At 49.9% G+C, this 23,268-nt stretch carries 13 protein-coding genes; 1 reads left to right on the top strand and 12 read right to left on the bottom strand.

What is annotated here, in order from left to right:
• Positions 1 to 32 precede the first annotated feature (32 nt).
• From JMW05_RS08000 to JMW05_RS07955, 10 genes are all read right to left on the bottom strand, one after another.
• Complete coding sequence (locus tag JMW05_RS08000; RefSeq protein WP_201504777.1) at positions 33 to 1,454, bottom strand: FAD-dependent oxidoreductase; 1,422 nt, start codon at positions 1,452 to 1,454, stop codon at positions 33 to 35.
• 38 nt (positions 1,455 to 1,492) lie between these two features.
• On the bottom strand, positions 1,493 to 5,956 hold the full coding sequence (gene gltB / locus JMW05_RS07995) for a glutamate synthase large subunit (RefSeq protein ID WP_201504776.1): 4,464 nt from the start codon (positions 5,954 to 5,956) through the stop codon (positions 1,493 to 1,495).
• 927 nt (positions 5,957 to 6,883) lie between these two features.
• The gene (locus JMW05_RS07990) at positions 6,884 to 7,957 is read right to left on the bottom strand and encodes a hypothetical protein (RefSeq protein ID WP_201504775.1); all 1,074 of its coding nucleotides are present in this window, start codon (positions 7,955 to 7,957) and stop codon (positions 6,884 to 6,886) included.
• Positions 7,958 to 8,040: 83 nt separating this feature from the next.
• Positions 8,041 to 9,135: a 3-dehydroquinate synthase gene (gene aroB / locus JMW05_RS07985; protein WP_201504774.1), complete on the bottom strand. Its 1,095-nt coding sequence runs from the start codon at positions 9,133 to 9,135 to the stop codon at positions 8,041 to 8,043.
• A 75-nt stretch (positions 9,136 to 9,210) separates the two neighbouring features.
• A complete protein-coding gene (aroK, locus tag JMW05_RS07980; RefSeq protein ID WP_201504773.1) occupies positions 9,211 to 9,756 on the bottom strand; it encodes a shikimate kinase AroK in 546 nt (181 codons plus the stop codon).
• Positions 9,757 to 9,962: 206 nt separating this feature from the next.
• Positions 9,963 to 12,350, bottom strand: a complete 2,388-nt coding sequence (pilQ, locus tag JMW05_RS07975) for a type IV pilus secretin PilQ (RefSeq protein ID WP_201504772.1) — start codon at positions 12,348 to 12,350, stop codon at positions 9,963 to 9,965.
• A 27-nt stretch (positions 12,351 to 12,377) separates the two neighbouring features.
• Positions 12,378 to 12,908 (bottom strand): pilus assembly protein PilP, encoded by a 531-nt coding sequence (locus JMW05_RS07970; RefSeq protein WP_201504771.1) that lies wholly within the window; start codon positions 12,906 to 12,908, stop codon positions 12,378 to 12,380.
• On the bottom strand, positions 12,908 to 13,645 hold the full coding sequence (gene pilO / locus JMW05_RS07965) for a type IV pilus inner membrane component PilO (RefSeq protein WP_201504770.1): 738 nt from the start codon (positions 13,643 to 13,645) through the stop codon (positions 12,908 to 12,910). Before pilO ends, JMW05_RS07970 begins: the two co-directional genes overlap by 1 nt.
• Positions 13,642 to 14,304, bottom strand: coding sequence for a PilN domain-containing protein (locus JMW05_RS07960; protein WP_201504769.1), 663 nt, complete (start codon positions 14,302 to 14,304; stop codon positions 13,642 to 13,644). Before JMW05_RS07960 ends, pilO begins: the two co-directional genes overlap by 4 nt.
• Positions 14,304 to 15,359, bottom strand: coding sequence for a pilus assembly protein PilM (locus JMW05_RS07955; protein WP_201504768.1), 1,056 nt, complete (start codon positions 15,357 to 15,359; stop codon positions 14,304 to 14,306). The genes JMW05_RS07960 and JMW05_RS07955 overlap by 1 nt, the downstream gene beginning before the upstream one ends.
• A gap of 193 nt (positions 15,360 to 15,552) precedes the next feature.
• Between JMW05_RS07955 and JMW05_RS07950 the strand changes: the two genes are divergently transcribed.
• Positions 15,553 to 18,174 carry a penicillin-binding protein 1A gene (locus JMW05_RS07950; protein ID WP_201504767.1) on the top strand — a complete coding sequence of 874 codons (2,622 nt, stop codon included), beginning with the start codon at positions 15,553 to 15,555 and terminating at the stop codon, positions 18,172 to 18,174.
• A gap of 92 nt (positions 18,175 to 18,266) precedes the next feature.
• Here JMW05_RS07950 and JMW05_RS07945 read toward each other — a convergent pair whose 3' ends face one another.
• Positions 18,267 to 18,782 carry a DUF6586 family protein gene (locus JMW05_RS07945; RefSeq protein ID WP_201504766.1) on the bottom strand — a complete coding sequence of 172 codons (516 nt, stop codon included), beginning with the start codon at positions 18,780 to 18,782 and terminating at the stop codon, positions 18,267 to 18,269.
• A 149-nt stretch (positions 18,783 to 18,931) separates the two neighbouring features.
• Complete coding sequence (rpoC, locus tag JMW05_RS07940; protein ID WP_201504765.1) at positions 18,932 to 23,152, bottom strand: DNA-directed RNA polymerase subunit beta'; 4,221 nt, start codon at positions 23,150 to 23,152, stop codon at positions 18,932 to 18,934.
• Positions 23,153 to 23,268 lie beyond the last annotated feature (116 nt).

The following is a 23,268-nucleotide window of genomic DNA, read 5'->3' as shown; positions in this document are numbered from 1 at the left end:
GGCGGCTAGTGCTCTATAAAGTCTAAGAAAAATTATACGTCTAAGAAATCCAAAATCCCTTCAGCCGCTTGACGTCCTTCCCAAATGGCAGTGACCACCAAATCTGAGCCGCGCACCATGTCGCCGCCTGCAAAGACTTTGGGATGACTGGTCTGGAAGCGGTAGGTTTGTTTTTCTTCAGCCAGCACGCGACCTGAGCCATCCATCGCAATCTCATGCGTGGCAAACCAGTCGGCGGGACTTGGGCGGAAACCAAATGCCATAATCACCGCGTCACAATCGATAATCTCTTCTGAACCATGAATCGGCTCAGGGCGGCGGCGACCTTGGTCATCAGGCTCGCCCAGCTGCGTGGTCACCACTTTGACCGCGCTGACTTGACCGTTTAGACCGATGATTTCAATCGGTTGGCGGTTAAACAAAAACTCCACGCCCTCTTCCATGGCATTGACCACTTCACGGCGTGAGCCTGGCATGTTTTCTTGATCACGGCGGTAGGCACAGACCACTTTTTCTGCGCCTTGACGGATACTGGTACGGTTACAGTCCATAGCCGTATCACCACCACCCAACACCACCACGCGCTTACCTTTTAGGTCGACGTAGGTCTCGTTTTGCTGCTCCCAACCGTGGCAGCGGTTAACATTGGCAATCAAAAAATCAAGCGCGTCATACACGCCGTCCAGCTCCTCACCGTCAAAGCCGCCGCGCATATAGCTGTACGTGCCCATGCCCATAAACACCGCGTCATAGTCAGCGAGCAGATCTTCCATCTCAACGTCTGTACCAATCTCGACGCCTAAGCGGAACTCGACACCCATGGATTCAAAAATCTCACGGCGCTGGCTCATGACGTGCTTTTCCATCTTAAATTCAGGAATACCAAAGGTCAGCAAACCGCCAATCTCAGGGCGCTTGTCAAAGACCACGGGCGTGACGCCATTACGCACCAAAATGTCCGCGCAGCCAAGACCTGCAGGTCCTGCACCGATGATGGCGACTTTTTTGTCCGTCATCACCACTTCAGACATATCAGGACGCCAGCCTAAGGCAAAAGCAGTGTCATTGATATATTTTTCGACATTACCAATGGTCACTGCACCAAAGCCATCGTTTAGGGTACATGAGCCTTCGCACAGGCGGTCTTGTGGGCAGACGCGGCCACAGACCTCAGGCAGACTGTTGGTCTGATGGCACAGCTCTGCGGCTTGAAAAATATGCCCTTCGGTGGCGAGTTTTAGCCAGTTGGGAATGTAGTTGTGTACAGGGCATTTCCACTCGCAATAAGGGTTGCCGCAATCCAGACAGCGGTGCGCTTGCGCGGCCATCGGCTCGTGCTCTAAGGGCTGATAAATCTCTACAAACTCGGTTGAGCGCGTCACGATGTCTTTTTTGCGTGGCTCAAGGCGCGGTACATCTACGAACTGAAAGCTGTTTTGTAAGCGTTTGGTCATTATAAATTCCTCTGTATTATCTCAATCCGTGTGCAAGGTTATTGGGGGTCAGCCATCGTGGTTTTTAGCAGCGAGGCAATGTTCGCGGCTTTGGGTTTGACCAAGTAGAACTTGCGCACATAGTGCTCAAAGTCTGCCAATAACGTACGTCCCCACACGCTGTTTGTCTTTTCCACATGCTCCTCAATCACTTGTTTTAAGTGAATGCGATAGGTCTCGGTCTGCTCGCTTGAGATGCGGTGCAAGTCAATCAGCTCGTGGTTACAACGGTCGAAAAAGTCACCTTCCATGTCGAGTACGTAGGCAAATCCGCCCGTCATACCCGCACCAAAATTCAGTCCAGTACGCCCAAGTACGGTAATCATGCCGCCTGTCATATATTCACAGCAATGATCGCCTGTGCCCTCGACCACCGCCTGTGCGCCTGAGTTACGCACGCCAAAACGCTCGCCTGCCGTCCCTGCGGCAAACAACTTGCCGCCTGTGGCACCATACAGACAGGTGTTGCCAATAATGGCACTGGTGCTCGCTTGGAACTGGGTGTCTTTGGCAGGATAAATGACAATCTCGCCGCCTGCCATGCCTTTGCCCACATAGTCGTTGGCATCGCCTTCTAGCTCGATATGTAGTCCGCCTGCGTTCCACACCCCAAGGCTTTGACCTGCGGTACCCGTCAGATGCAGACGGATGGGGTGCTCACTCATACCGACGTTGCCCCAGATTTGCGCAATCTCGCCTGAGAGACGCGCGCCAATAGAGCGGTCACAGTTGCCGATATAATAGCTAAAGTCGCCGCCTGTACCTTGCTCAATCGCAGGTGCCATATCGCTTAGCATTTGCTCAGCCAGCAAGCCTTTATCAAACGGCTCGTTGCGCGCTTGCTGACAGGTCTGCGGCTTACCCTCACTGGCAGGATGGCTGTAGAGCAATGGCATCAAGTCCAAATGCTGCTGCTTGCTGGTATCGCCAGGCAATACTTCAAGCAAATCGGTACGCCCAACCAAATCTTCCATACGGCGCACGCCCAATCGTGCCAGCCATTCGCGCGTCTCTTCGGCGACGAATTTAAAGAAATTCATCAACATCTCGACTTCGCCCGTGTAATGCGCGTCACGCAGCTCAGCATTTTGGGTGGCGACCCCTGTTGGGCAGTTGTTCAAGTGGCAGATGCGCAAATATTTACAGCCCACCGCAATCATGGGCGTGGTACCAAAGCCAAAGCTTTCTGCACCCAAAATCGCCGCTTTGACCACATCAAGACCTGTTTTGAGTCCGCCATCGGTCTGGACGCGCACTTTGTCACGCAGTCCATTGACGCGCAATGACTGATGCGCCTCAGCAAGCCCCAGCTCCCATGGCGAGCCTGCGTGATGGATAGACGACAAGGGTGAGGCCGCCGTTCCGCCGTCATAGCCTGAGATGGTAATCAAATCGGCATACGCTTTCGCCACGCCTGTGGCAATCGTGCCGACCCCTGGACGCGATACCAGCTTGACTGAGACCAGCGCGTTTGGATTGACTTGTTTTAAATCAAAAATCAGCTGCGCCAAATCTTCGATAGAATAAATATCGTGATGCGGCGGTGGTGAAATCAATGTCACCCCAGGTACGGAATAACGTAAACGGGCAATCAAGGCATTAACTTTGCCGCCTGGCAGCTGACCGCCTTCACCAGGTTTTGCCCCTTGCGCAATTTTAATCTGCATCACTTCCGCTGAGCGTAAGTAGGCGGGCGTGACCCCAAAACGACCTGATGCCACCTGCTTGATTTTTGAGTTGCGCAGCGTGCCGTAACGTACAGGGTCTTCTCCGCCCTCGCCTGAGTTTGAGCGACCGCCCAGACTGTTCATCGCCATCGCAATCGACTCATGCGCTTCGGGCGATAACGCACCAAGCGACATGCCTGCCGAGTCAAAGCGCGCTAAAATGTCTGCGGCGTCTTCGACTTCGTTGACATCAATGCTGTTGTCGGTTTTTAGTACCAATAAGTCACGCAAGGTCGCCACAGGACGCTGGTTGACGATATCGGCATACTGACGGTAGTCCTGATAATCGCCCGTGCGTACCGCAGTGTGTAGCGCTTTAATCACGTCAGGGTTAAAGGCGTGATATTCTTTATTGAACACAAATTTGAGCAAGCCGCCTTTTTCAAGGGGCAAGCGGCGTTTAAAGGCATTGGCAGCGAGCTGCGCTTGGTCAGCAGCGATGTCTTCGAAAGTCGCACCTTTGATGCGGCTTTGCACGCCTTTAAAGCACTGATTGACCACTTCTTCAGACAGACCGACCGCTTCAAACAACTGCGCGCCGCGGTAAGAGACGATGGTCGAGATGCCCATTTTTGATAAGATTTTTAGCAGTCCCTTATCGAGCCCCTTACGGAAATTCAAACGCGCTTGCAATGGGTCGCCGAGCAGCTCACCTGAGGCCACCAAATCTTCAATCACATCGTAAGCCAAATAAGGATAAATACAGGTAGCACCAAAGCCAATCAGTACCGCCGCTTGATGCGAATCGCGTACCAGACCTGTCTCAATAATCAGGTTGGCATTGGTACGGATTTGCTGCTCAATAAGGTAATGATGCACCGCGCCTGTAACCATGATGGCGTTGGCGGGCACTTTGTCGGCGCTGATGTTTTTGTCCGATAAGACAATCAAGGTGTTGCCTGAGCAAATGGCGTCTTTGACCTTTTCACAAATCTGCGTGATGGCAACATCCAGTGACAGCTCAGGGTCGTAGTTCAAGTCAATGCGTGCCAGACGGAACGCTGCATCATCCAACTGCTCAAGCTGACGCATCTTACTTGCAGACAAAATCGGCGAAGACAAAATCAGACGGTGGGCGTCTTTGGCGACAGGAGAGAAAATATTGGTCTGCGCGCCAAGACAGGTCTGCAATGACATCACGATAGACTCACGCAGCGGGTCAATCGGCGGGTTGGTCACCTGCGCGAACTGCTGACGGAAAAAGTCGCCCATGTGACGGATTTGTTGTGACAATACCGCCATAGGTGTGTCATCACCCATCGAGCCTACGGGCTCTTGCGCGTTTTCGGCGTTTGGACGGATGATGTCGGTGCGCTCTTCATTGGTGATGTTAAACATTTTTTGCAGCGCTTTTAGTGGCTCACCGCGCTGGGTATCAGCGGCGATTTGCTCTTCTAGGCGCTCATTGTCACGGATACGCACTGCCTCTTCACGCAGCCAGCGGCGATAAGGGTGCGCTTTTTTCAGCTGCATGCCAATCGCTTTAGTGTCCAGAATCTGTCCGTTTAGGGTATCGATGACCAGCATTTGCCCTGCGCCGACGCGACCTTTTGCCAGCACTTCAGTGGGCGCATAGTCCCACACGCCCACTTCTGAGGCGACTGTGATATAGCCATTTTTGGTGGTGACCCAGCGCGAGGGACGCAAACCGTTTCTATCGAGCATACACACCGCATAGCGACCATCTTGAATCACCAAGCCTGCAGGGCCGTCCCACGCTTCCATGTGCTGCGAGTAAAACTCATAAAACGCGCGCAAATCCATGTCCATATTGTCCACGTTTTGCCACGCAGGCGGCACCAAAATAGACATGGCATGGAACAGGCTCATACCGCCCGCCATCAGTACTTCAAGCATGTTATCAAGGCTTGAAGAGTCCGAACCCGTCAGGTTAACGAGTGGGGTCAGCTCAGGCAGCTCAGGCAGTTTGGCAGACTTTAGCTTTGGCGTACGTGCTTGCGCCCAGTTGCGGTTACCTGTGATGGTGTTCAGCTCGCCATTGTGCGCCAGATAGCGAAACGGCTGTGCCAGTGGCCAACGCGGCAAAGTGTTGGTCGAAAAGCGCTGGTGGAAAACCACAATGTGTGACTCCAAGCGCTCATCTTGCAAATCCAAAAAGAACGCTGGCAAATCTGAGGGCATGACCAGCCCTTTATAGATGATGGTCTGTGTGCTTAACGAACACACATAAAACAAGGGGTCATCGGTCAGTTGCAGCCCTGCACGGCGACGGGCGACGAACAGTCTGCGATTGACCTCTTCATTACTCATCTCATCAGGGGCATTAACAAACACCTGCTGAAACCCTGGCAGACTTTGCATGGCAATCTCGCCCACGATATCCAAATCGTGCGGCACATCGCGCCAGCCTGCAACACTCAGCCCTTCTGCGGCAAGCGCGTCATTGAGCACCTCTTTGCTGTGGTTCGCTTTGTCGGCATCGGTATGCACAAACACCATACCTACCGCAAAGTTTTCTTTGAGCGTAAAGCCGGATTCTGCCGCAACCGCCGCAAAAAATGTGGTCGGCATCGCAAGCAGCAAACCACAGCCATCACCAGTGCGACCATCAGCGGCCACACCACCACGGTGCGTCATACAGCTTAAACTATGAATCGCCGTCTTGACCAAGTCATGACTGGCAACCCCCTCAACGTGTGCAATCAATCCAAAACCGCAGTTGTCCGAAAAATCCTCAGGCGAGGCAAGATAAGAGGTGTTCGAAATCATTGACATGGCATTTCCTTATGTTAGGGGCGAGTGGCAGACGATAATGCATCGACAAGACACCGCAAAACGAATACACAATATAACTGGCGCAAGGCGTTACCCGTCCACCACATCCACATAATGGGTAAATGCAGGGGGCGACTTGGTGACCGCTGATGTCAAAGGCAAACTTTGCAGCGGCAGCAATGGTAAAAGGCGTGCGCTATAGCGTAGGTTCGATGGATGGTACTATAATCAAGACAATACAATTAAAGCGCTGGTATCTAAAGATATTGACCCTATCGGTCATCGGCAAATGGCTTGCCTTAAATACGAAGGCGTAGAGGAATGCATGTAGACAACTTGTCCCTAAGTTAAAATGCCGTCAGCATGGGTGACGACAACTGTAGGCAGTAGCAAGCACCATCCTATGCACTTATGACCAAGGGTCATTACCTAATAAAATATTGTCTACAGTCATCTTATTAAATAGTTTTCATAAAAGCCAGAACTTTTTTAAGTAAACTATTGTTCTATATAAATTCTAAATACAAGATTAATTTTAAAAAAACCCTCTATATTCAGCGATAATAACAGATTTTAGTACATATAATTCATGCATATCTTTTATGTGTATACATTTGACCATTATATCGATAATGATATAGTCACCATTTATAGGGTCTATTTTTTACAATAATTATACGTAAGGACTATATCTTTTTTAGCGTCTTTTTTTAGATTCTTATAAATCACTTTTATTTCTACTACTACGACCCTAGGCATGCAACTTTTGTCGTAAATGCCTATAACTGTATTAAAACGCAAATAAATGACCTATCAATGACAGCACAGGATTAAATGATTTTTGCCATAAAAAAAGCTTGACGCCATAGACGCCAAGCTTTTGATAAATATAAGCGATGTAACAACAGAGGTTAAGCAGGTGCAACTTTATTTAGATTTGTCCTCAATCAAGGCTTTCATACTGTCGCTGTTGTTTTTATTGCCGTTGCCGTTACCGTTATTGCCATTATTTTTGCCGTTGCCATTGTTCCCATTGCCGTTACCATTGTTACCGCTGTTGCCATTGCCATTATTGCCTTTGTTGGGCTTTTCAGCGGCAGGCGGTTTGTCATTGGCAGGGGCATCATTGTTCTTAGGTGTACTTTTGGGCGCTTCAGTGGCGGTATTGCTCGATGTGTTGGCGCTGTCATCGTTCGCTACGGTGCGCTCTTCATTGACCGATAGCGTGTCAGCAGTGTCTGCCGACTGACGGATGCTTTGTGCGGGCGCACGCTCGGCACTATTGTCATTTCTGACCACAGGGGCAGGTTTTGGCTGACGCACGGGGACTTCACGTCTGGTCGGCTTTAGACGTACGGTACGCGCGCGGTGGGTACTCAAGTCCTTGAGCGGCTCAGGGCGCTCATAGTTGTCAATGATGCTCAGATAGCGATTGATTTCTTCTGGCAACACGCGCACGCCCGTCGGCAAATCAAAATCTATCAGCTTGGCTGCGCCGACCGCCTCTTGAGGACTGCTCATGATGCCGTAGGTCAGCATATAACGTGGCTGGTTGTTGCTGTCTCGATAGCGAAAATAGGCAAACTTTTTGCGGTCGTCACGCCCTTCTAAATAGTTGGTGATGACGTCATTTTCAGCCACGTTCATCACTTGCACCGTCCACTTGCCTTTATTGGCAATCAGGTAGCGTTTGTCTTTAAACTCATCAGGATAGTCGCGCAAGTCGCGTACCGTCTCTTCAAAGTTAATCGGTTGCACATCGGTGTCCAGCTCATGCAGCGGCTTGATGCTAGATGGCTGCTCAAAGGCGGTCAGCGTGTCTTGTGCTTGCGGGGCGGTGATGGGTGCGTTCTCGATTTTGGCCCCAATGGCAGGGGTCTGGCTAAACATCCATACCAGTGCCGTAATAACGCCCATAATCAAGGTCGTCATCAGCCAAATCAGCGCCTGCCGCCGATATGACGTGCGGTTTGGCGAGTTGGTTGCAGAAAATAAAGCCATGCTATGTCCTTTATAAAACGCTGGTGCGTTAGGTATCAGTGCTTATCAAGCCGCGTCGCGGTCGCAATACGCCCATAACGCGTTTAACAAGTGGCAGGGGTCAAAACATCCCGCAGCTGCTCGGTGGCAAATTCGGTGGTCAACACTGCCTCACCCAGTGATTTTAACAAAATCAGGCGTATTTGTCCGCGTTTGACTTTTTTGTCGTGTCCCATCAGCCCAAGAGCAGTCTCCGTGGCAATCAGCGGCGGCGTGGTCGGCAGATTCGCCTGCGCCAGTACGTTTTTGATACGTATGACGTCTGATTGATTGAGCCAGCCGAGCATTTCTGACAGTACGGCGGCTTGTACCATGCCCGCCGCGACTGCCTCGCCATGGAGCCAGTTGCCGTAGCCTTCATGAGTCTCAATCACATGACCGAAGGTATGCCCAAAGTTTAATAACGCGCGCTGCCCTGCTTCACGCTCATCTTGGGCAACCACTTTTGCTTTATAGCTGCAGCAGCGCTTGACCGCCTCGCCCAGCACCGCCAAGTCGAGCGCCATCATGGCAGGCAGCTTTTCTTCAAGCCACGTCAAAAAATCGGCGTCCATAATCAGCGCATATTTAATGACCTCTGCCAAGCCAGCAGACAGCTCGCGCGCGGGCAAGGTGGTCAAGGTACTCATGTCAGCAAGCACCATACGTGGCTGCCAAAATGCGCCAATCATGTTTTTGCCTTTTGGATGATTGATACCCGTTTTGCCGCCCACACTTGAGTCCACTTGCGACAATAGCGTGGTTGGAATCTGAATAAAATCCACCCCGCGCATAAAGCTGGCGGCCGCAAAGCCAGTCATGTCGCCAACCACACCGCCGCCCAAAGCGACCAAAGTCACATCGCGGTTAAAGTGATGGGTCATCAGCACATCATAAATCTGGTTGATGCTGTCTTGGTTTTTGTATTGCTCACCATCAGGTAAGACACATACCGCCACGTCAAAATCATGACTGAGGGTGGTCTGTAGCGGCTCAAGGTATAACGGCGCGACGGTATCATTGGTGACAATCAGCACTTGCTTACCACGAATATAAGGAGCAATTTGTGCGCCCATATCGCTGTTTTGAGTAATGATGATGGGGTAATCGTGACTTTGGGTGTTGACCAAAAGCGTGTCGTTAAATAAAGACGAAACCATACCGTATTCCTTACCTATCGTGTGTATCAATAATAGTCTAAACTGACGCGCTGCCACTTATCAACGTGACCGTCATCACTCGTATTTGCTTGCTTCTGCTGATAAGACTTGCAGCTGGGTGAGCAGCTGCTGCACCATATGCCGAGGGTATGTGTGCCCTGTTGGCAATACAATATGCGCCACCTCTTGATATAAGGGGTCACGGATACGATACAGCTCTTGCAGCACTTTTTTGGGATTGGGCTGTTGTAGCAAGGGTCTGGACTTGTCTTTGGCAGTACGTATCAGCTGAATGTCTACGGGAGCATTTAAATATACTACGATGCCGCGCTCGTGCAAATAGCGACGGTTTTCTTCTGCCATCACTGCGCCACCACCTGTAGCCAAGACGATATTGGGGCGCTGCGTCAGCTCATCAATCGCCCGTGTTTCCCGCGCTCGAAAGCCCGCTTCACCCTCTTTGGCAAATATCCATGGGATATCCGCGCCTGTTTGCATCTCGATATACCAGTCACTGTCTACAAATTCGCGTGACAGTTGTTTGGCCAGCAGTCGACCGACCGTGGTTTTCCCTGCACCCATCGGCCCGACCAAAAATATCGACGGCACTTCCTCCAACATAACACTCACTCAGATAAATCAACTATCATACAACGTCGCCGATATTCTGGCTAGTAACCGAGTTTGTTTATTGTGGCAAATCTTTGTTTATGGCTCTATAAGTTTGTCCATCATCATAAAAAAAAGAGCCAACCTATCAGGTTGGCTCTCTTTAGCATCATAGCGTGATCGTAAAGTCGCCACGCCCGTCAAAGATACGGTCTGCTTTACTGCAAATAGCTGACCCCATCGTTAATCAGTTTTGGTGTCACAAAAATCAGCAGTTCTTGTTTATCATTGCTGCGCACATCCTTACGGAATGCGCGACCGATATACGGTAAATCGCCTAGGAACGGTACTTTCTCTACCCCATTAGAGATTGTGTTTTTAAATACCCCGCCTAAGACGACCGTTTGTCCATCCTCAACAATCACATTGGTCGAGATGGCATCTTGGCTGATAGCAATGTCACCATTAATAATGGTTGGCGTGCCATTGGCAATATTGAGCTGAAGACCGATTTTACCATCTGGGGTGATGTTTGGCGTAGCTTCTAAGCTCAGCGCCGCTTCTTTAAAGCTGGTAGTGGTAGCACCACTTGCGGAGGCTTCTTGGTATGGAATCTGCGTACCTGAAGACACCTTTGCCGTTTGCTTATCAGCGGTTAAGATTTTCGGCGTTGAAATCACTTCACCGCGGTTGTCCGCTTGCAGGGCGGACAGTTCTAAATCAAGGGTCACGCCTGATAGGTTGAGCAAACCAAAGGCAATCTGACCTGCGGGGTTTGACACACCCAAATCGACGTTTAGGTTATCAGGTCTGCTGATGTCGTAAGAAGGATAAGATACTTGCTGACCATTAATGGTCGTGGTCTCAACACTAAAGTCCTTGAGATCCGCCAAGGTCTGCTGACTGCCACCAACGAGCAGGCTGCGGTTAGTTGCCGCACCGTCGGATAAAATACCCCAGCTAACGCCAATCTCTTTACTGAAGTTTTCAGAAGCACTGACAATACGCGCTTCAATCATCACCTGACGTACAGGGATGTCAATTTTTGCAATCAGCTCGCGGATATTTTGGATGCTGTCGGCCACGTCTTTAATAATGAGCGTATTGGTACGCTCATCAACAGTCACTGTGCCGCGATCTGACAGTAGCGTGGTGTTGGCATCGATATTGTTATTGTTACCTGTGCTACGAGCGCCGCTGCCTTGCGAAATCAATTCTTCAACGACTGAGGCTTTGGCGTAGCTTAGGCGAATGTATTCTGTACGCAAAGGCGCAAATGATTTGACCGCTTGCTGTGCTTCTAGCTCCTGCGCTTCTTGAGCGGCAAGCTCGGTTGCCGGTGCGACCAAAATCACATTGCCATTTTCGCGCTTATCAAGATTTTTACTCTTTAAAATGATATCAAGCGCTTGGTCCCAAGGCACGTTAATCAGGCGCAGCGTGATGTTACCACTGACTGAATCACTGGCGACAATGTTCATATCCGTAAACTGCGCTAAGATGTCTAGCACGCTACGAATCTCAACGTCTTGGAACTCCATAGAGAGCGCTTCGCCCGTATAGACCTTCTCTTCAATCGTCGGCTCGCGCAGTAATTTTGGCTGCATGATGCTGATGTTTAGCTGATTGCCGGATTGATACGCTTGGTACTCGTAATCACCGACCATATTGATGGTGATGACGCCCGTCTGTCCTTGGTTTTTGGTATCGATGCTGTCGACCAGACCGTTATTTATGTTAAGACGGCGTAGCAAATTGCGCGGTACGGTACTGCCTGTTAGGCGTACGACCAGTTTATTGCCTTGACGCTGCACATCCACAGGAATGGCTTCATTGGCCAGCGCAATGCTGACGTTGCCACCGCCATTGCCGCCTTCAGCAAAATTAAGTGCTGACAGACCATCGTAGCTGTACTGACGGCTGACTTGTGCGGCAGCGAGTGCGGGGTCTAACAAGGGGTTGACGCGCACCACCATGGTGTCGCTGTTGGCAGGCACCGTCGGCGTCACCTGCACGCTGGTAGCCAGTGCGGTAGATGCACCCGAGGCAGTGGTGTTATTAGGTGTGGTGTTATTAATGATTTTATCATTAGGAATCACCGCTGCCGCCGCAGGAATCACCGTGGTCGCAGGCACGACCGTGGTTGTGGTTACGGCTGTCGGTCTCACCACGCTGGTCGCGCCGCTAGGATTGGTCATGGTCAATAGCAGCTCATTGCCATCGATGGCGGTCGTGTACTGACCGTCTTGGTTCAGATTGACAATCAGACGCGTGGTATTGTCGCTATTGAGCGTGGTGACGTCTTTGACCATCCCGATATTATAATCGGTAAAGCGGCTGACCAGACCATTTTGTACCTTTTCAAAATCCAGTACCAAACGGCTTGGGTTACTGAGCTGATACGCTTTTGGCAGCACAGGCGTGCCTGTAAACCCAAGGCGCATTTGCGTGACTGCAGGCGCGGTTTGCACCACAGAGATGTTGTTGATACGCTCTTCGGCATGCGCACTGCTGCTGATTGCAATCAAGCTGACGCTGAGTGCGGAAATGGCAAAGCGAGATGCGATTGGATTACTCATCATGACCTTCTTATGGCGTACTGTCATTGTTCGTTCCTCAAAAAAGATGCCACGTTAGCTGATAGGAGAGACCAAAGATTGCGGTCTTTCTACAAATCCGGCTCGGCTGTCGGGCACAATTTCAATCAAATTAATTTGGGTCGGTGTGATTTCAACAATACGACCATCATTGAGTCCAATATAATCACCCACAGTGACGTTCGCCACAGAGCCATCAGGGCGTTGTATTAATGCGTACTGCTGACCTTCAGGCGATATCACCATACCACGGAAAATCAGCTGCGACAGTTCATACTGCTCAAGTGGCTGCTTTTGACGCGTAATGTCTGGGCGCACCCCATCGGTTGCTGTCGAAGAGGATTGTAAATTCACCAAGCTTGGCGGCAAAAACGGGCTGCGAAAGCCGCTGGCACTATAAACAAAATCCTCGACCAGCTCTGCTTTGGGTGGTGGCTCAATCGGCTGCGCGGGCGAATTACGAATCTCGCTCATTGCCTGCTCCGCCATGCCGATACGGTCGGTACACCCTGTGAGCCAAAGGCTTGTGACACTGAGCATCAGGCACATTGGTAATTGCTTTAACATCAGTTGCCTCCCGCCGTCTCAGGCGCTGCCGCAGCATCTGGCGCTGCCCCTTCTGCTGGTGCGTCCTCTGTAATCTCTTTTGAGCGATACGTCTTGGTCTGTAGCACCAACGTCAGCTCAGGCACCGTATCTAGTGTTGGCTGAGGGTTTGATACCTCAAAGTCATGCATGGTGATAATACGTGGCAACGCGGCCAAACCACTGACAAAGTTACCAAACTGATGATAATCGCCCAGCGCTGCAATACGAATCGGTTGTTCGATAAAAAATTCTTGCTCGATTTCAGGCTCCACTGAGATGTCTTGAAAACGAATATTACTGCCAACACCCGTCATATTGATGCCTTCTACCAATTCAGACACGCGCGTGTCTTTTGGCAGTTGATCAAGCAGGGTATTAAACTCGGTTTCCATTTGCTGCACTTGCGCTGTATACGCTTGCAAGTGTCTTGCGCGCGATTCTTTTTCGCGGTAGCTTTCAAGAAGGGTTTGCTGCTGCGCTTCTGCTGCCTCAATTTCATCGAGCTTGCTGCTGATGGGCAGCGCCCATGCCAATGCGGCAATCAATCCCACAATAAATACTAAGATTGTGATTTTGACATGAACCGGCCAGCTGCCATAGTTTTCACTATCCAGCGACTCAAAGCTGCGCCGAAACTCATTAAAATCAAACGGCTTTTTGTCTACGGCAGCTGCTTTTTTCTTCTTTAGCAATATTTTTTTGCGAGGCAGCTTCATGGTGTCCCTCCTGCGGCTACCGCATCAGTACCAGCATCTTCTGGCAGTTTGCTTGTGGTTGCCACTTGCGTGGTGACCACAAACTGAACATAGCTGTCTTCAGGATATATTGGGCGCGGTGTTTCACCTTCAGCAGTCGGCTGCGGTAGTGTGGGCGCGGCTTGATACGCACTGATATCTTGCTGAATGTTGTTTACAGCAGAGTTGCCCATCCATTCGCTGCTGTCCAAATTGCGAATCAGACTGGAGACCACATTGGGATTGTCCGCTTGACCTGTGAGCGTAATCAAATCGCCCTCGCGTTTAAGGTTGGTCATGTACATCGCCGGCGGAATGGCTTTGGCAATATCATCCCATAAATGTACAGGTACTGGACGGCGTCCTTGTAGGTCTTGAATCACTTGCATGCGCGAGACAATATCGTCGCGGCGTTGTTGTAAGCTGTCAATTTCTTTTAAGGCCACATCAAGACGAGCGTTTTCTTGCTCAATCAACGCATTGGCATCATTTTGCTCTTGCAGCTCATTGTTAAAATAACTCCATATACCAAATGCTGCCAATAAAGCCGACAAGGTCACTGCTGCTATCAAAGCGGCAAATTCTTTATTGCGTCTTTCGCGTTCTGCTTGTCGCCAAGGCAGTAGGTTAATATGCGCCATCAGTCAAAGCTCCTTAGTGCCAAACCACAAGCGGCCATTAGACCTGGCGCATCATTCATCAATTGCTCATTATCCAAATACGGATCCACACTCATATTGACAAAAGGATTGGCGATTGTGACCGGGACACCAAGCTTTTGTTGCACCATGCCTGGCAGACCAGGTATGGCACTACTGCCACCTGACAGTACCAAATGATCGATACTACTAAACGGACTTGAAGAAAAATAAAATTGCAATGAGCGGGTGATTTGCTGAATAGCGCTTTCCATAAAGGGCGTTAGAATTTCATAATAGTAGTCGTCAGGTAGGCTGCGCTCACGTTTACTGATGGTCGCTTCTTCAAAAGACAACCCATAGCGGTTTTGAATCGCTTCTGTCAACTGCGCTCCGCCAAACAATTGCTCGCGACTATATACAAATTCGCCGTCTTTGACAATATATAATGTGGTCTGATGATGACCAACGTCCACAAGCGCAATCAGCTGCGGGGCACCCGGCAAACCGTCCACCATGACGTTAAACGCACGCTCAATGGCATGCGATTCGATATCCACAATCTTAGTGTTCAAACCACCAAAGGCTAGAGAGTCCACTCGTTGATCAACGTTTTCTGAACGCGAGGCGGCCAAAAGCACTTGTACCATGCTGTCATCGACCAGCGAAGGCCCAATGACTTCAAAGTCCAAATTCACTTCTTCTAAAGGATAAGGAATGTATTGGTCGGCATCCAAACGAATCTGCGACTCTCGCTCAATATCGTTTAGCAGCATGTCCATATCAATGATTTTGGTAATGACTGCGGAGCCTGATACCGCGGTTGCCGCATCGCTACCTGCCAGTTGGCAGCGTTTTGCTGCGCGACTAATGGCTTCCCCAACCAGTTCTGTGTCCACAATCAATTTATCAACCACCGCCCCTGGCAGCAGTCGCTCTATAGCATAAGATTTTAGATGAAATATACCTTGCTGACGCTGTATATTCACAAGCTTGACGGAAGTCGCACAGATGTCTACCCCAATCAAGTGCCGACCTTTAGAAGAAAATAGCCTCACAAGTTTATACCTTATTGTGGCGCATACGCTTTGATGGGAATTTGTAATAATTGAATACAATACGTTACTTAAAAGACACTTTCAAGTATTTAAAACAACTATAGTAGAGAAATTACACTTTTTATGTGACCTACCGTTTTGCTTCAAGGTATAATGTGGCCTTTGTCACATTTGCGAATCGATAAGTCTCATTATGACCGAAAACAAAGTACCTGTTCATTTCATTCACTATATTGTGAGACTTGTGGTTGCCTGTCTTGCGCTTGCCATTGTACTGGCCCTTGCCGTACCTATCGGCTTTTATAGTATGGCGATGTACTTGGCACCCACTTTGCCAAGTATTCAAGAAATTAAAACTGCCAGTTTAGAGATGCCGTTACAGATATATAGTCGTGATGACAAGCTGATTGGGCAGTACGGTAACCGCATGTCTTTGCCCGTGACGTATGATGAAATTCCCAAAAACCTAACCCATGCGTTTTTGGCGGCTGAAGATGCGTCGTTTTTTCAGCACAGTGGTATCAGTATCAAAGGTCTGGGGCGCGCGGTCACTGAAGTGGTCACTGACGATGAAGGGCAAACTGGTGGCTCCACCATCACCATGCAGGTAGCAAAAAACTATTTTTTAAGTCCTGAACGGACTTTGAACCGCAAATTAACTGAGCTGTTTGTCGCTCGTAAAATGGAAGATGAGCTCAGTAAAGATGAGATTTTGACCTTGTATGTCAACAAAATCTATCTTGGTGAAGGCGCGTACGGCATTCGTGCGGCGGCCAGAAAATACTACAGCAAATCTCTTGATAAGCTGACCATCGCTGAGATGGCCATGCTGGCAGGTCTACCCAAAGCCCCATCTAAATACAACCCCGTTGCCAATCCCAAACGCGCTATGACGCGACGCAACTGGATTATTGGGCGTATGCATGAGCTTGGTTACATTACTGATGCGCAGTACAAAGAAGCGATTAAAGCGCCGATAGGTCTGGCGCTGTACCAAGAAAAGCTGGACGTCAACATGCCGTATTTGGCAGAAATGACCCGTTCTGCGCTGGTCAATCGCTATGGTGAAAAGGTACTAAATGGCGGCTGGCGCGTACGTCTGACAGTAGACAGCAAGCAACAAATTGCAGCCGAGTCTGCGGTACTCAAAGGGCTTATCGCTTATGACCACCGTCATGGCTGGCGCGGCGCTGAGGCCAATGACAAACCGCTTAGCGACTTTGACGTTTATGGCGGCATGTATCCTGCCCGCGTGGACAAAGTCAACGCGCGCAGCTTTGAAGCGACTATGCCCTCTGGCGAAAAAGTCACGGTACCTTGGTCAGGTATTCGCTGGGCGCGCAAACACATCTCCGCAGATAGAATCGGTTATTATCCGAACAATGCCGCACAAGTGGTGAGCGAAAAAGATATCGTGCGCTTGGTTGCCACCGAAAACGGCAACTGGCAGCTCGCGCAACTGCCAAAAGTACAAGGCAGCCTCGTGTCACTAAACCCCGACACTGGCGCTTTAAACGCACTGGTTGGCGGCTTTGATTTTAATCGCAGTAAGTTTAACCGCGCGCTACAAGGCTGGCGTCAACCTGGCTCAACCATCAAACCGCTGATTTATACCACTGCGCTTGAAAAAGGCTATCGTCCTGACAGTATCGTCTCAGACAGCCCCATTCAAGTGGGCGACTGGCAGCCTAAAAACTCTGATGGTCGTTTTTTAGGCAACATCACACTGCGCCGCGGTCTCTATCTATCACGCAACCTTGTTTCTATCCGCTTGTTGCAAGCGGTGGGTATTTCTGATGCACGCGACTTGCTCGATCAGTTTGGTCTGGATAAAGAAAAGCTGCCTACTACCTTATCACTTGCGCTGGGTACAGGACAAGCAACGCCGCTACAGATGGCAACCGCTTACGCCACGTTTGCTAATGGTGGTCACCGCGTGCAGCCGTACTTTATCGATCAAATTTATAATTATCAAAATGAGCTCTTGTTCCAAGCCAATCCGCAGCAAGCTTGTGCCAAATGCTTTAATGATGCCTTAGACGCGCAAAAATTGGCCGAGCAGGAACAAAAAGATCAGCCAAAAGATGGCGCAGAGGCTCTAGAAGCGGTTAACGCTACGGATGATACAGCACCAGCGCAGGATGAACAGACAGCCGAAGAACGCGCACGTCTTAGAATCCACAATGCCAGCCCTGTTGCAGACCGCTTACACGCACCCAAACTGACCCCCGTCTATGCGGAGCAAGCACCTCGTATCTTAAAACCACAAGTGGCCTATGATATGGCAGGTATCCTGCGCGATGTGGTACGTCATGGTACAGCGGTACGCGCACGCGCACTGGGTCGTGATGATATTGGCGGTAAAACAGGAACCACCAACGAAGCCAAAGATGCTTGGTTTGCAGGGTTTCAGCCTACCAATGCCACTGTGGTTTGGATGGGCTTTGACCAGCCCACCACTATGGGGCGTCATGAGTATGGCGGCGTCGCTGCCCTACCCGTTTGGATTGATTTTATGCGTACAGCGCTCAAAGGCGTTCCCCAGCAGTGGGTCTCACTGAACAATCGCGCCAAATCAGAAAAGCCTGAGCAAAAGGTGATTGAGCTGACCAATGAAGGCAGTACGCGTAATACTCGTGCAAGTAATGCTGCCCCAGAGGAAGCCAAAAAACCTGTCATGCCTGTCACGCAGCGCAGACCCCTACCTGAGCCCAGTATTCGTAGTGCGTTAGAGTCAAACAATACCATCAGCGCAGGTTCATCACAGCCGCTCGTGGTTACCCCCACTCAAGAAATGCCGCCAATGCCAGAATAAGTCGCGTCATACTTTAAGCATAAAAAAAGCTTACGTCTCATGGCGTAAGCTTTTTTTATTGTCTATTCAGAGCAAAGCAAAATCAGCCCTATCTAATAGCTGCGCATCCCTTCACGCAGCGAATCAATCAAATCCAGCAACTGCTGTCGCCATTCACGAATACTGTCTTCATCGGGCAGCCAGCGGTTGGACATGGTGACCACATTAATCACAATATCTTTGTCTTGCACCTTTGGCATGGCTTGCTGCGCAGCGTCGTAATTTGGCTGCAAGCAGCGCTCATAAGCGTGCAAAATATCCGCCAAAAATCCTGCCTCTTGCAATTGCTGTAAGCGGTTAATCTCAGGCGATATCTGCGTCCGCGCCTCTAACGCCGACTGAATCTCAAGCACGGTGGGCGCCATCAATGGCAACTCATAATACTGATTCAATTCTTGTAAAAATGCCAAAAACGTACCGTATAAATGAAAAATGGCATTTTCACAGTGCGCTTGGTACAGCTGTTTGTCTGCGGTTTCGCCAGCAGCTTGACACGCCAAGCGGCAAAAATACAGTTTTTGGTTGGTACGCTCTTGATAGTATTGTGCGGCGGGGTTTTTTTGTGCCATATCGCCTCCTTGTGCTATGACCATTTTTAAGCCAGTTCGGCTTATGCGTTGCGCGGACTCTATTGTCTGGCAAACATGATAGCACGACTGGGTATAAAAAAAGCCAGCACGGTGGCTGGCTTTTTTTATCAAACAATAAGAATGGCGGATTACTGGCTGTCTTGGTTCAGCTCTTGCGCAAAGGCTTCATCAAAGCTTGCGAAGTCTTTACTGTCAGTGCTCGCGCCCATATCAAATGCCGCGCTTAGCTCTTTATCGTTTAGGCTCTCTTCTGCCTTCACTTTACGTGCGTTGTGATACGCAAGACCAGTACCTGCAGGAATCAAGCGACCAACAACGACGTTTTCTTTCAAGCCGCGTAGGTCATCAATCTTACCAGTAACCGCTGCTGCAGTTAGTACGCGCGTGGTTTCCTGGAAAGACGCCGCTGAGATAAAGCTTTCTGTTGCCAAGCTGGCTTTGGTGATACCCAGCAATTGACGCTCATACTGCACTGGGAACTTGCCTTCCGCTTCTAGCTTCTCGTTCAAGGCTTTCACGTCAGCATATTCCACTTGATCGCCTTTGAAGTGGCTTGAGTCGCCGCCATCGGTAATCTCAACTTTACGCAGCATCTGGCGGATAATCACCTCGATGTGCTTGTCGTTGATTTTTACACCCTGCAAGCGGTAAACGTCTTGTACTTCGTTGACAATGTAGTTTGCCAGTGCCGTCTCGCCTTTTAGACGCAAGATGTCGTGCGGGTTTTGTGGACCATCAGCGATGACCTCACCGCGCTCAACGGTTTCGTTTTCAAAGACGTTGATTTGACGCCATTTTGGAATCAGCTCTTCATGCGTCTCACCATCTTCATTGGTAATAATGAAGCGGTTTTTGCCTTTGGTTTCTTTACCGAAGCTCACGACACCTGTCATTTCTGCCATAATCGCGTGGTCTTTTGGACGACGTGCTTCGAACAAGTCAGCAACACGTGGCAGACCACCGGTAATATCCTTGGTACCTGATGACGCTTGTGGTACACGGCCAAGTACCGAACCTGCTGCGATGTTTTCGCCATCGCTGACACGGATGACAGTTTCTGCTGGCAAGAAGTACACCACTTCTTTACCTTCATCAGTGGTCAAGATAATCGCAGGGCGCAAGTCTTTAGCAGCGCTTGAACGGTCACGCGTGGCCAGAATCTCAAATGAGCTCATGCCTGTCGCTTCGTCCATCTTAACGGTTGCTGTCAAGCCGTCAGTAATGTCGCTAAAGCGTGCTTTACCTGCGAATTCTGTGATGATGGGGTGCGTGTGCGGATCCCATTTAGCGATGGTCTGTCCACCATCCACTTTGTCACCGTTTTTGACCAAAACGCTTGAACCGTAAGGTACTTTATAGCGCTCACGCTCACGACCTAAATCGTCAGTCAACGCAATCTCAGCCGAGCGCGAGACGACAACCAAGTGACCGTCGGTGTGCTCTACCGTCTTCATGTTGTGGAAGTGCGCTTGACCTTCGTTACGTACAGAGATGCTGTTGTCGACAGAGGCCGAACTTGCTGCACCACCTACGTGGAAGGTACGCATGGTCAACTGAGTACCTGGCTCACCGATTGACTGTGCTGCCATAACGCCCACAGACTCACCGATGTTCACTTTATGACCGCGAGCAAGGTCACGACCATAACACTGCGAACAAACACCATGCGCCACGTCACAAGTGATGACTGAGCGTACCCAGATGTCATCAATCGCGTTGTCGTCTAGGATTTGTACCCACTGCTCATCAATCAGCGTACCTGCTGGAATCAAGACTTTACTGGCATCATCGTTATACGTCACATCACGCGCCGTCACACGACCCAATACCAAGTCGCCCAGCTTCTCGATGATCTCGCCACCTTGAATGTGCGGGGTCATGAGTAGGCCTTGATCGGTACCACAGTCATCACTGGTAATGACCAAATCTTGCGCCACGTCAACCAAGCGACGAGTTAGATAACCTGAGTTCGCGGTTTTTAGTGCGGTATCGGCAAGACCTTTACGTGCACCGTGGGTTGAGATGAAGTACTGAAGTACGGTCAAACCTTCACGGAAGTTCGCTTTAATCGGCGTCTCAATGATTGAGCCGTCTGGTTTTGCCATCAGACCACGCATACCAGCAAGCTGACGAATCTGCGCGGCACTACCACGAGCGCCTGAGTCTGACATGATGAAGATAGAGTTGAATGATTTTTGCTCTTCTTCTTCACCTTGCGCGTTGATGACTTTGTCGGTCGCTAGGTTGTCCATCATCGCTTTGGCGACTTTGTCATTGGTACGTGACCAAATATCGACAACCTTGTTATAGCGCTCACCTGCGGTCACAAAGCCTTGCTCAAACTGGTCTTCGATTTCACGTACTTCAGCATCAGCCGTTTCGATGATTTGCTTTTTCATTGGCGGGATGACCATGTCTTCGATACCGATAGACACACCTGATAGGGTCGCTTGCGCGAAACCTAAGTACATCAATTGGTCAGCGAACATAACACTGTCTTTTACGCCAAGTTTACGGTAGCAAGAGTTGATCAAACGTGAGATGTTTTTCTTGGTCATCTCTTGGTTGCACTCTTCAAACGTCATACCTTTAGGCATGATGTTCCAAATCAACAAACGACCCGCGACGGTTTCTTTTAGACCTGTGGTCTGGCTGCGATTGCCTTCTTCATCAATCACCGTTTCGGTCACACGCACTTTGATTTTGGCGTTGACGTGTAGGTCATTTGAGCCGATAGCGCGCAGTGCTTCGTTTACCGAAGCAAAGACCATGCCTTCGCCTTTGACATTGATTGACGAGCGGCTGATGTAGTACAGACCGAGTACAACGTCTTGTGACGGTACGATGATTGGATCACCGTTTGCTGGTGACAAGATGTTGTTGGTTGACATCATCAAGGCACGTGACTCAAGCTGCGCTTCTAGCGTCAAGGGTACGTGTACTGCCATTTGGTCACCGTCAAAGTCGGCGTTAAAGGCGGTACATACCAATGGGTGTAACTGAATTGCTTTACCTTCAATCAATACAGGCTCGAACGCTTGCAGACCCAAACGGTGCAAGGTTGGCGCACGGTTTAGCAGTACAGGGTGTTCGCGAATAACCATCGCCAGCATATCCCATACTTGTGGCTCTTCACGCTCGACCATTTTCTTCGCCGCTTTGATGGTGGTAGCCATGCCATGCGATAGAAGTTTTGAGTAAGTAAATGGCTTGAACAATTCAAGTGCCATTTTCTTAGGCAGACCACACTGGTGCAGGCGTAGAGTTGGACCAACAACGATCACCGAACGACCAGAGTAATCCACACGTTTACCCAAAAGGTTCTGACGGAAACGACCTTGCTTACCTTTGATCATGTCAGCCAGTGATTTTAGTGGGCGCTTGTTGCTGCCAGTGATGGCACGACCACGGCGACCGTTATCAAGTAGGGCATCGACCGATTCTTGCAGCATACGTTTTTCGTTACGTACGATGATGTCAGGTGCGCTCAGCTCAAGCAGACGCTTTAGACGGTTGTTACGGTTGATGACGCGGCGATACAAGTCGTTCAAGTCAGACGTGGCAAAACGGCCGCCTTCAAGCGGTACGAGTGGACGCAAATCAGGTGGCAAGACTGGCAGGATAGTCATAACCATCCACTCAGGCTTGTTGTTTGAGTCACGGAACGCTTCAAGCAGTTTTAGACGCTTTGACATCTTTTTAAGCTTGGTTTCAGAACCCGTTTGCGGAATTGCTTCACGCAGCTCGTCAATCTCAACATCGATATCGATGTCTTTTAACAAGTCTTGAACCGCTTCAGCACCCATCTTGGCAACGAACTCATCACCAAACTCTTCTAGCGCTTTGTAGTAGTCTTCATCGTCTAGCAACTGGTACTTTTCAAGGCTGGTCATGCCAGGCTCGGTCACGATGTAGCTTTCAAAGTACAAGACGCGCTCGATATCACGTAGCGTCATGTCAAGCAGTAGACCAATGCGGCTAGGCAGTGACTTTAAGAACCAAATGTGCGCCACTGGGCTCGCTAGGTCGATGTGACCCATACGATCACGACGTACTTTAGCAGTAGTGACTTCTACGCCACATTTTTCACAAATCACGCCTTGGAACTTACGGCGCTTGTATTTGCCACACAGACATTCAAAATCTTTTACTGGACCAAAGATTTTGGCACAGAACAGACCGTCGCGCTCAGGCTTGAACGTACGGTAGTTGATGGTTTCAGGCTTTTTGACTTCACCATGTGACCATGACTTGATGGTATCTGGCGAAGCGAGCGTAATTTGAATACTGTCAAATTCACGGCTGCCGTTGCCGGCAGGGCTTTGCATAATATCGAGTAAGTCTTTCAAGTTGCTTCTCCGTTATCTTTATAATCACCTGATGGCTCTATATGAGGGCATCAAGCGACTGAAGGCAATGCATAGGGATGAGATAAACCACCAAAAGCAGCCGCTGGTGCCTGCTG

The organism is Psychrobacter aestuarii (assembly GCF_904846035.1).
Lineage (GTDB): Bacteria > Pseudomonadota > Gammaproteobacteria > Pseudomonadales > Moraxellaceae > Psychrobacter > Psychrobacter aestuarii.
Note: the sequence above shows the minus strand (reverse complement) of the source record. Positions and strands in the feature narration are given on the sequence as shown.

Excerpts from the sequence above, each read along its gene's own strand:
- JMW05_RS07990 (WP_201504775.1), bottom strand. The coding sequence starts at position 7,957 with ATGGCTTTATTTTCTGCAACCAACTCGCCAAACCGCACGTCATATCGG.
- pilO (WP_201504770.1), bottom strand. The coding sequence starts at position 13,645 with ATGAAGCTGCCTCGCAAAAAAATATTGCTAAAGAAGAAAAAAGCAGCT.
- JMW05_RS07970 (WP_201504771.1), bottom strand. The coding sequence starts at position 12,908 with ATGTTAAAGCAATTACCAATGTGCCTGATGCTCAGTGTCACAAGCCTT.
- JMW05_RS07950 (WP_201504767.1), top strand. The coding sequence starts at position 15,553 with ATGACCGAAAACAAAGTACCTGTTCATTTCATTCACTATATTGTGAGA.
- JMW05_RS08000 (WP_201504777.1), bottom strand. The coding sequence starts at position 1,454 with ATGACCAAACGCTTACAAAACAGCTTTCAGTTCGTAGATGTACCGCGC.
- JMW05_RS07945 (WP_201504766.1), bottom strand. The coding sequence starts at position 18,782 with ATGGCACAAAAAAACCCCGCCGCACAATACTATCAAGAGCGTACCAAC.
- pilQ (WP_201504772.1), bottom strand. The coding sequence starts at position 12,350 with ATGACAGTACGCCATAAGAAGGTCATGATGAGTAATCCAATCGCATCT.
- aroB (WP_201504774.1), bottom strand. The coding sequence starts at position 9,135 with ATGGTTTCGTCTTTATTTAACGACACGCTTTTGGTCAACACCCAAAGT.
- gltB (WP_201504776.1), bottom strand. The coding sequence starts at position 5,956 with ATGTCAATGATTTCGAACACCTCTTATCTTGCCTCGCCTGAGGATTTT.
- JMW05_RS07960 (WP_201504769.1), bottom strand. The coding sequence starts at position 14,304 with ATGGCGCATATTAACCTACTGCCTTGGCGACAAGCAGAACGCGAAAGA.
- aroK (WP_201504773.1), bottom strand. The coding sequence starts at position 9,756 with ATGTTGGAGGAAGTGCCGTCGATATTTTTGGTCGGGCCGATGGGTGCA.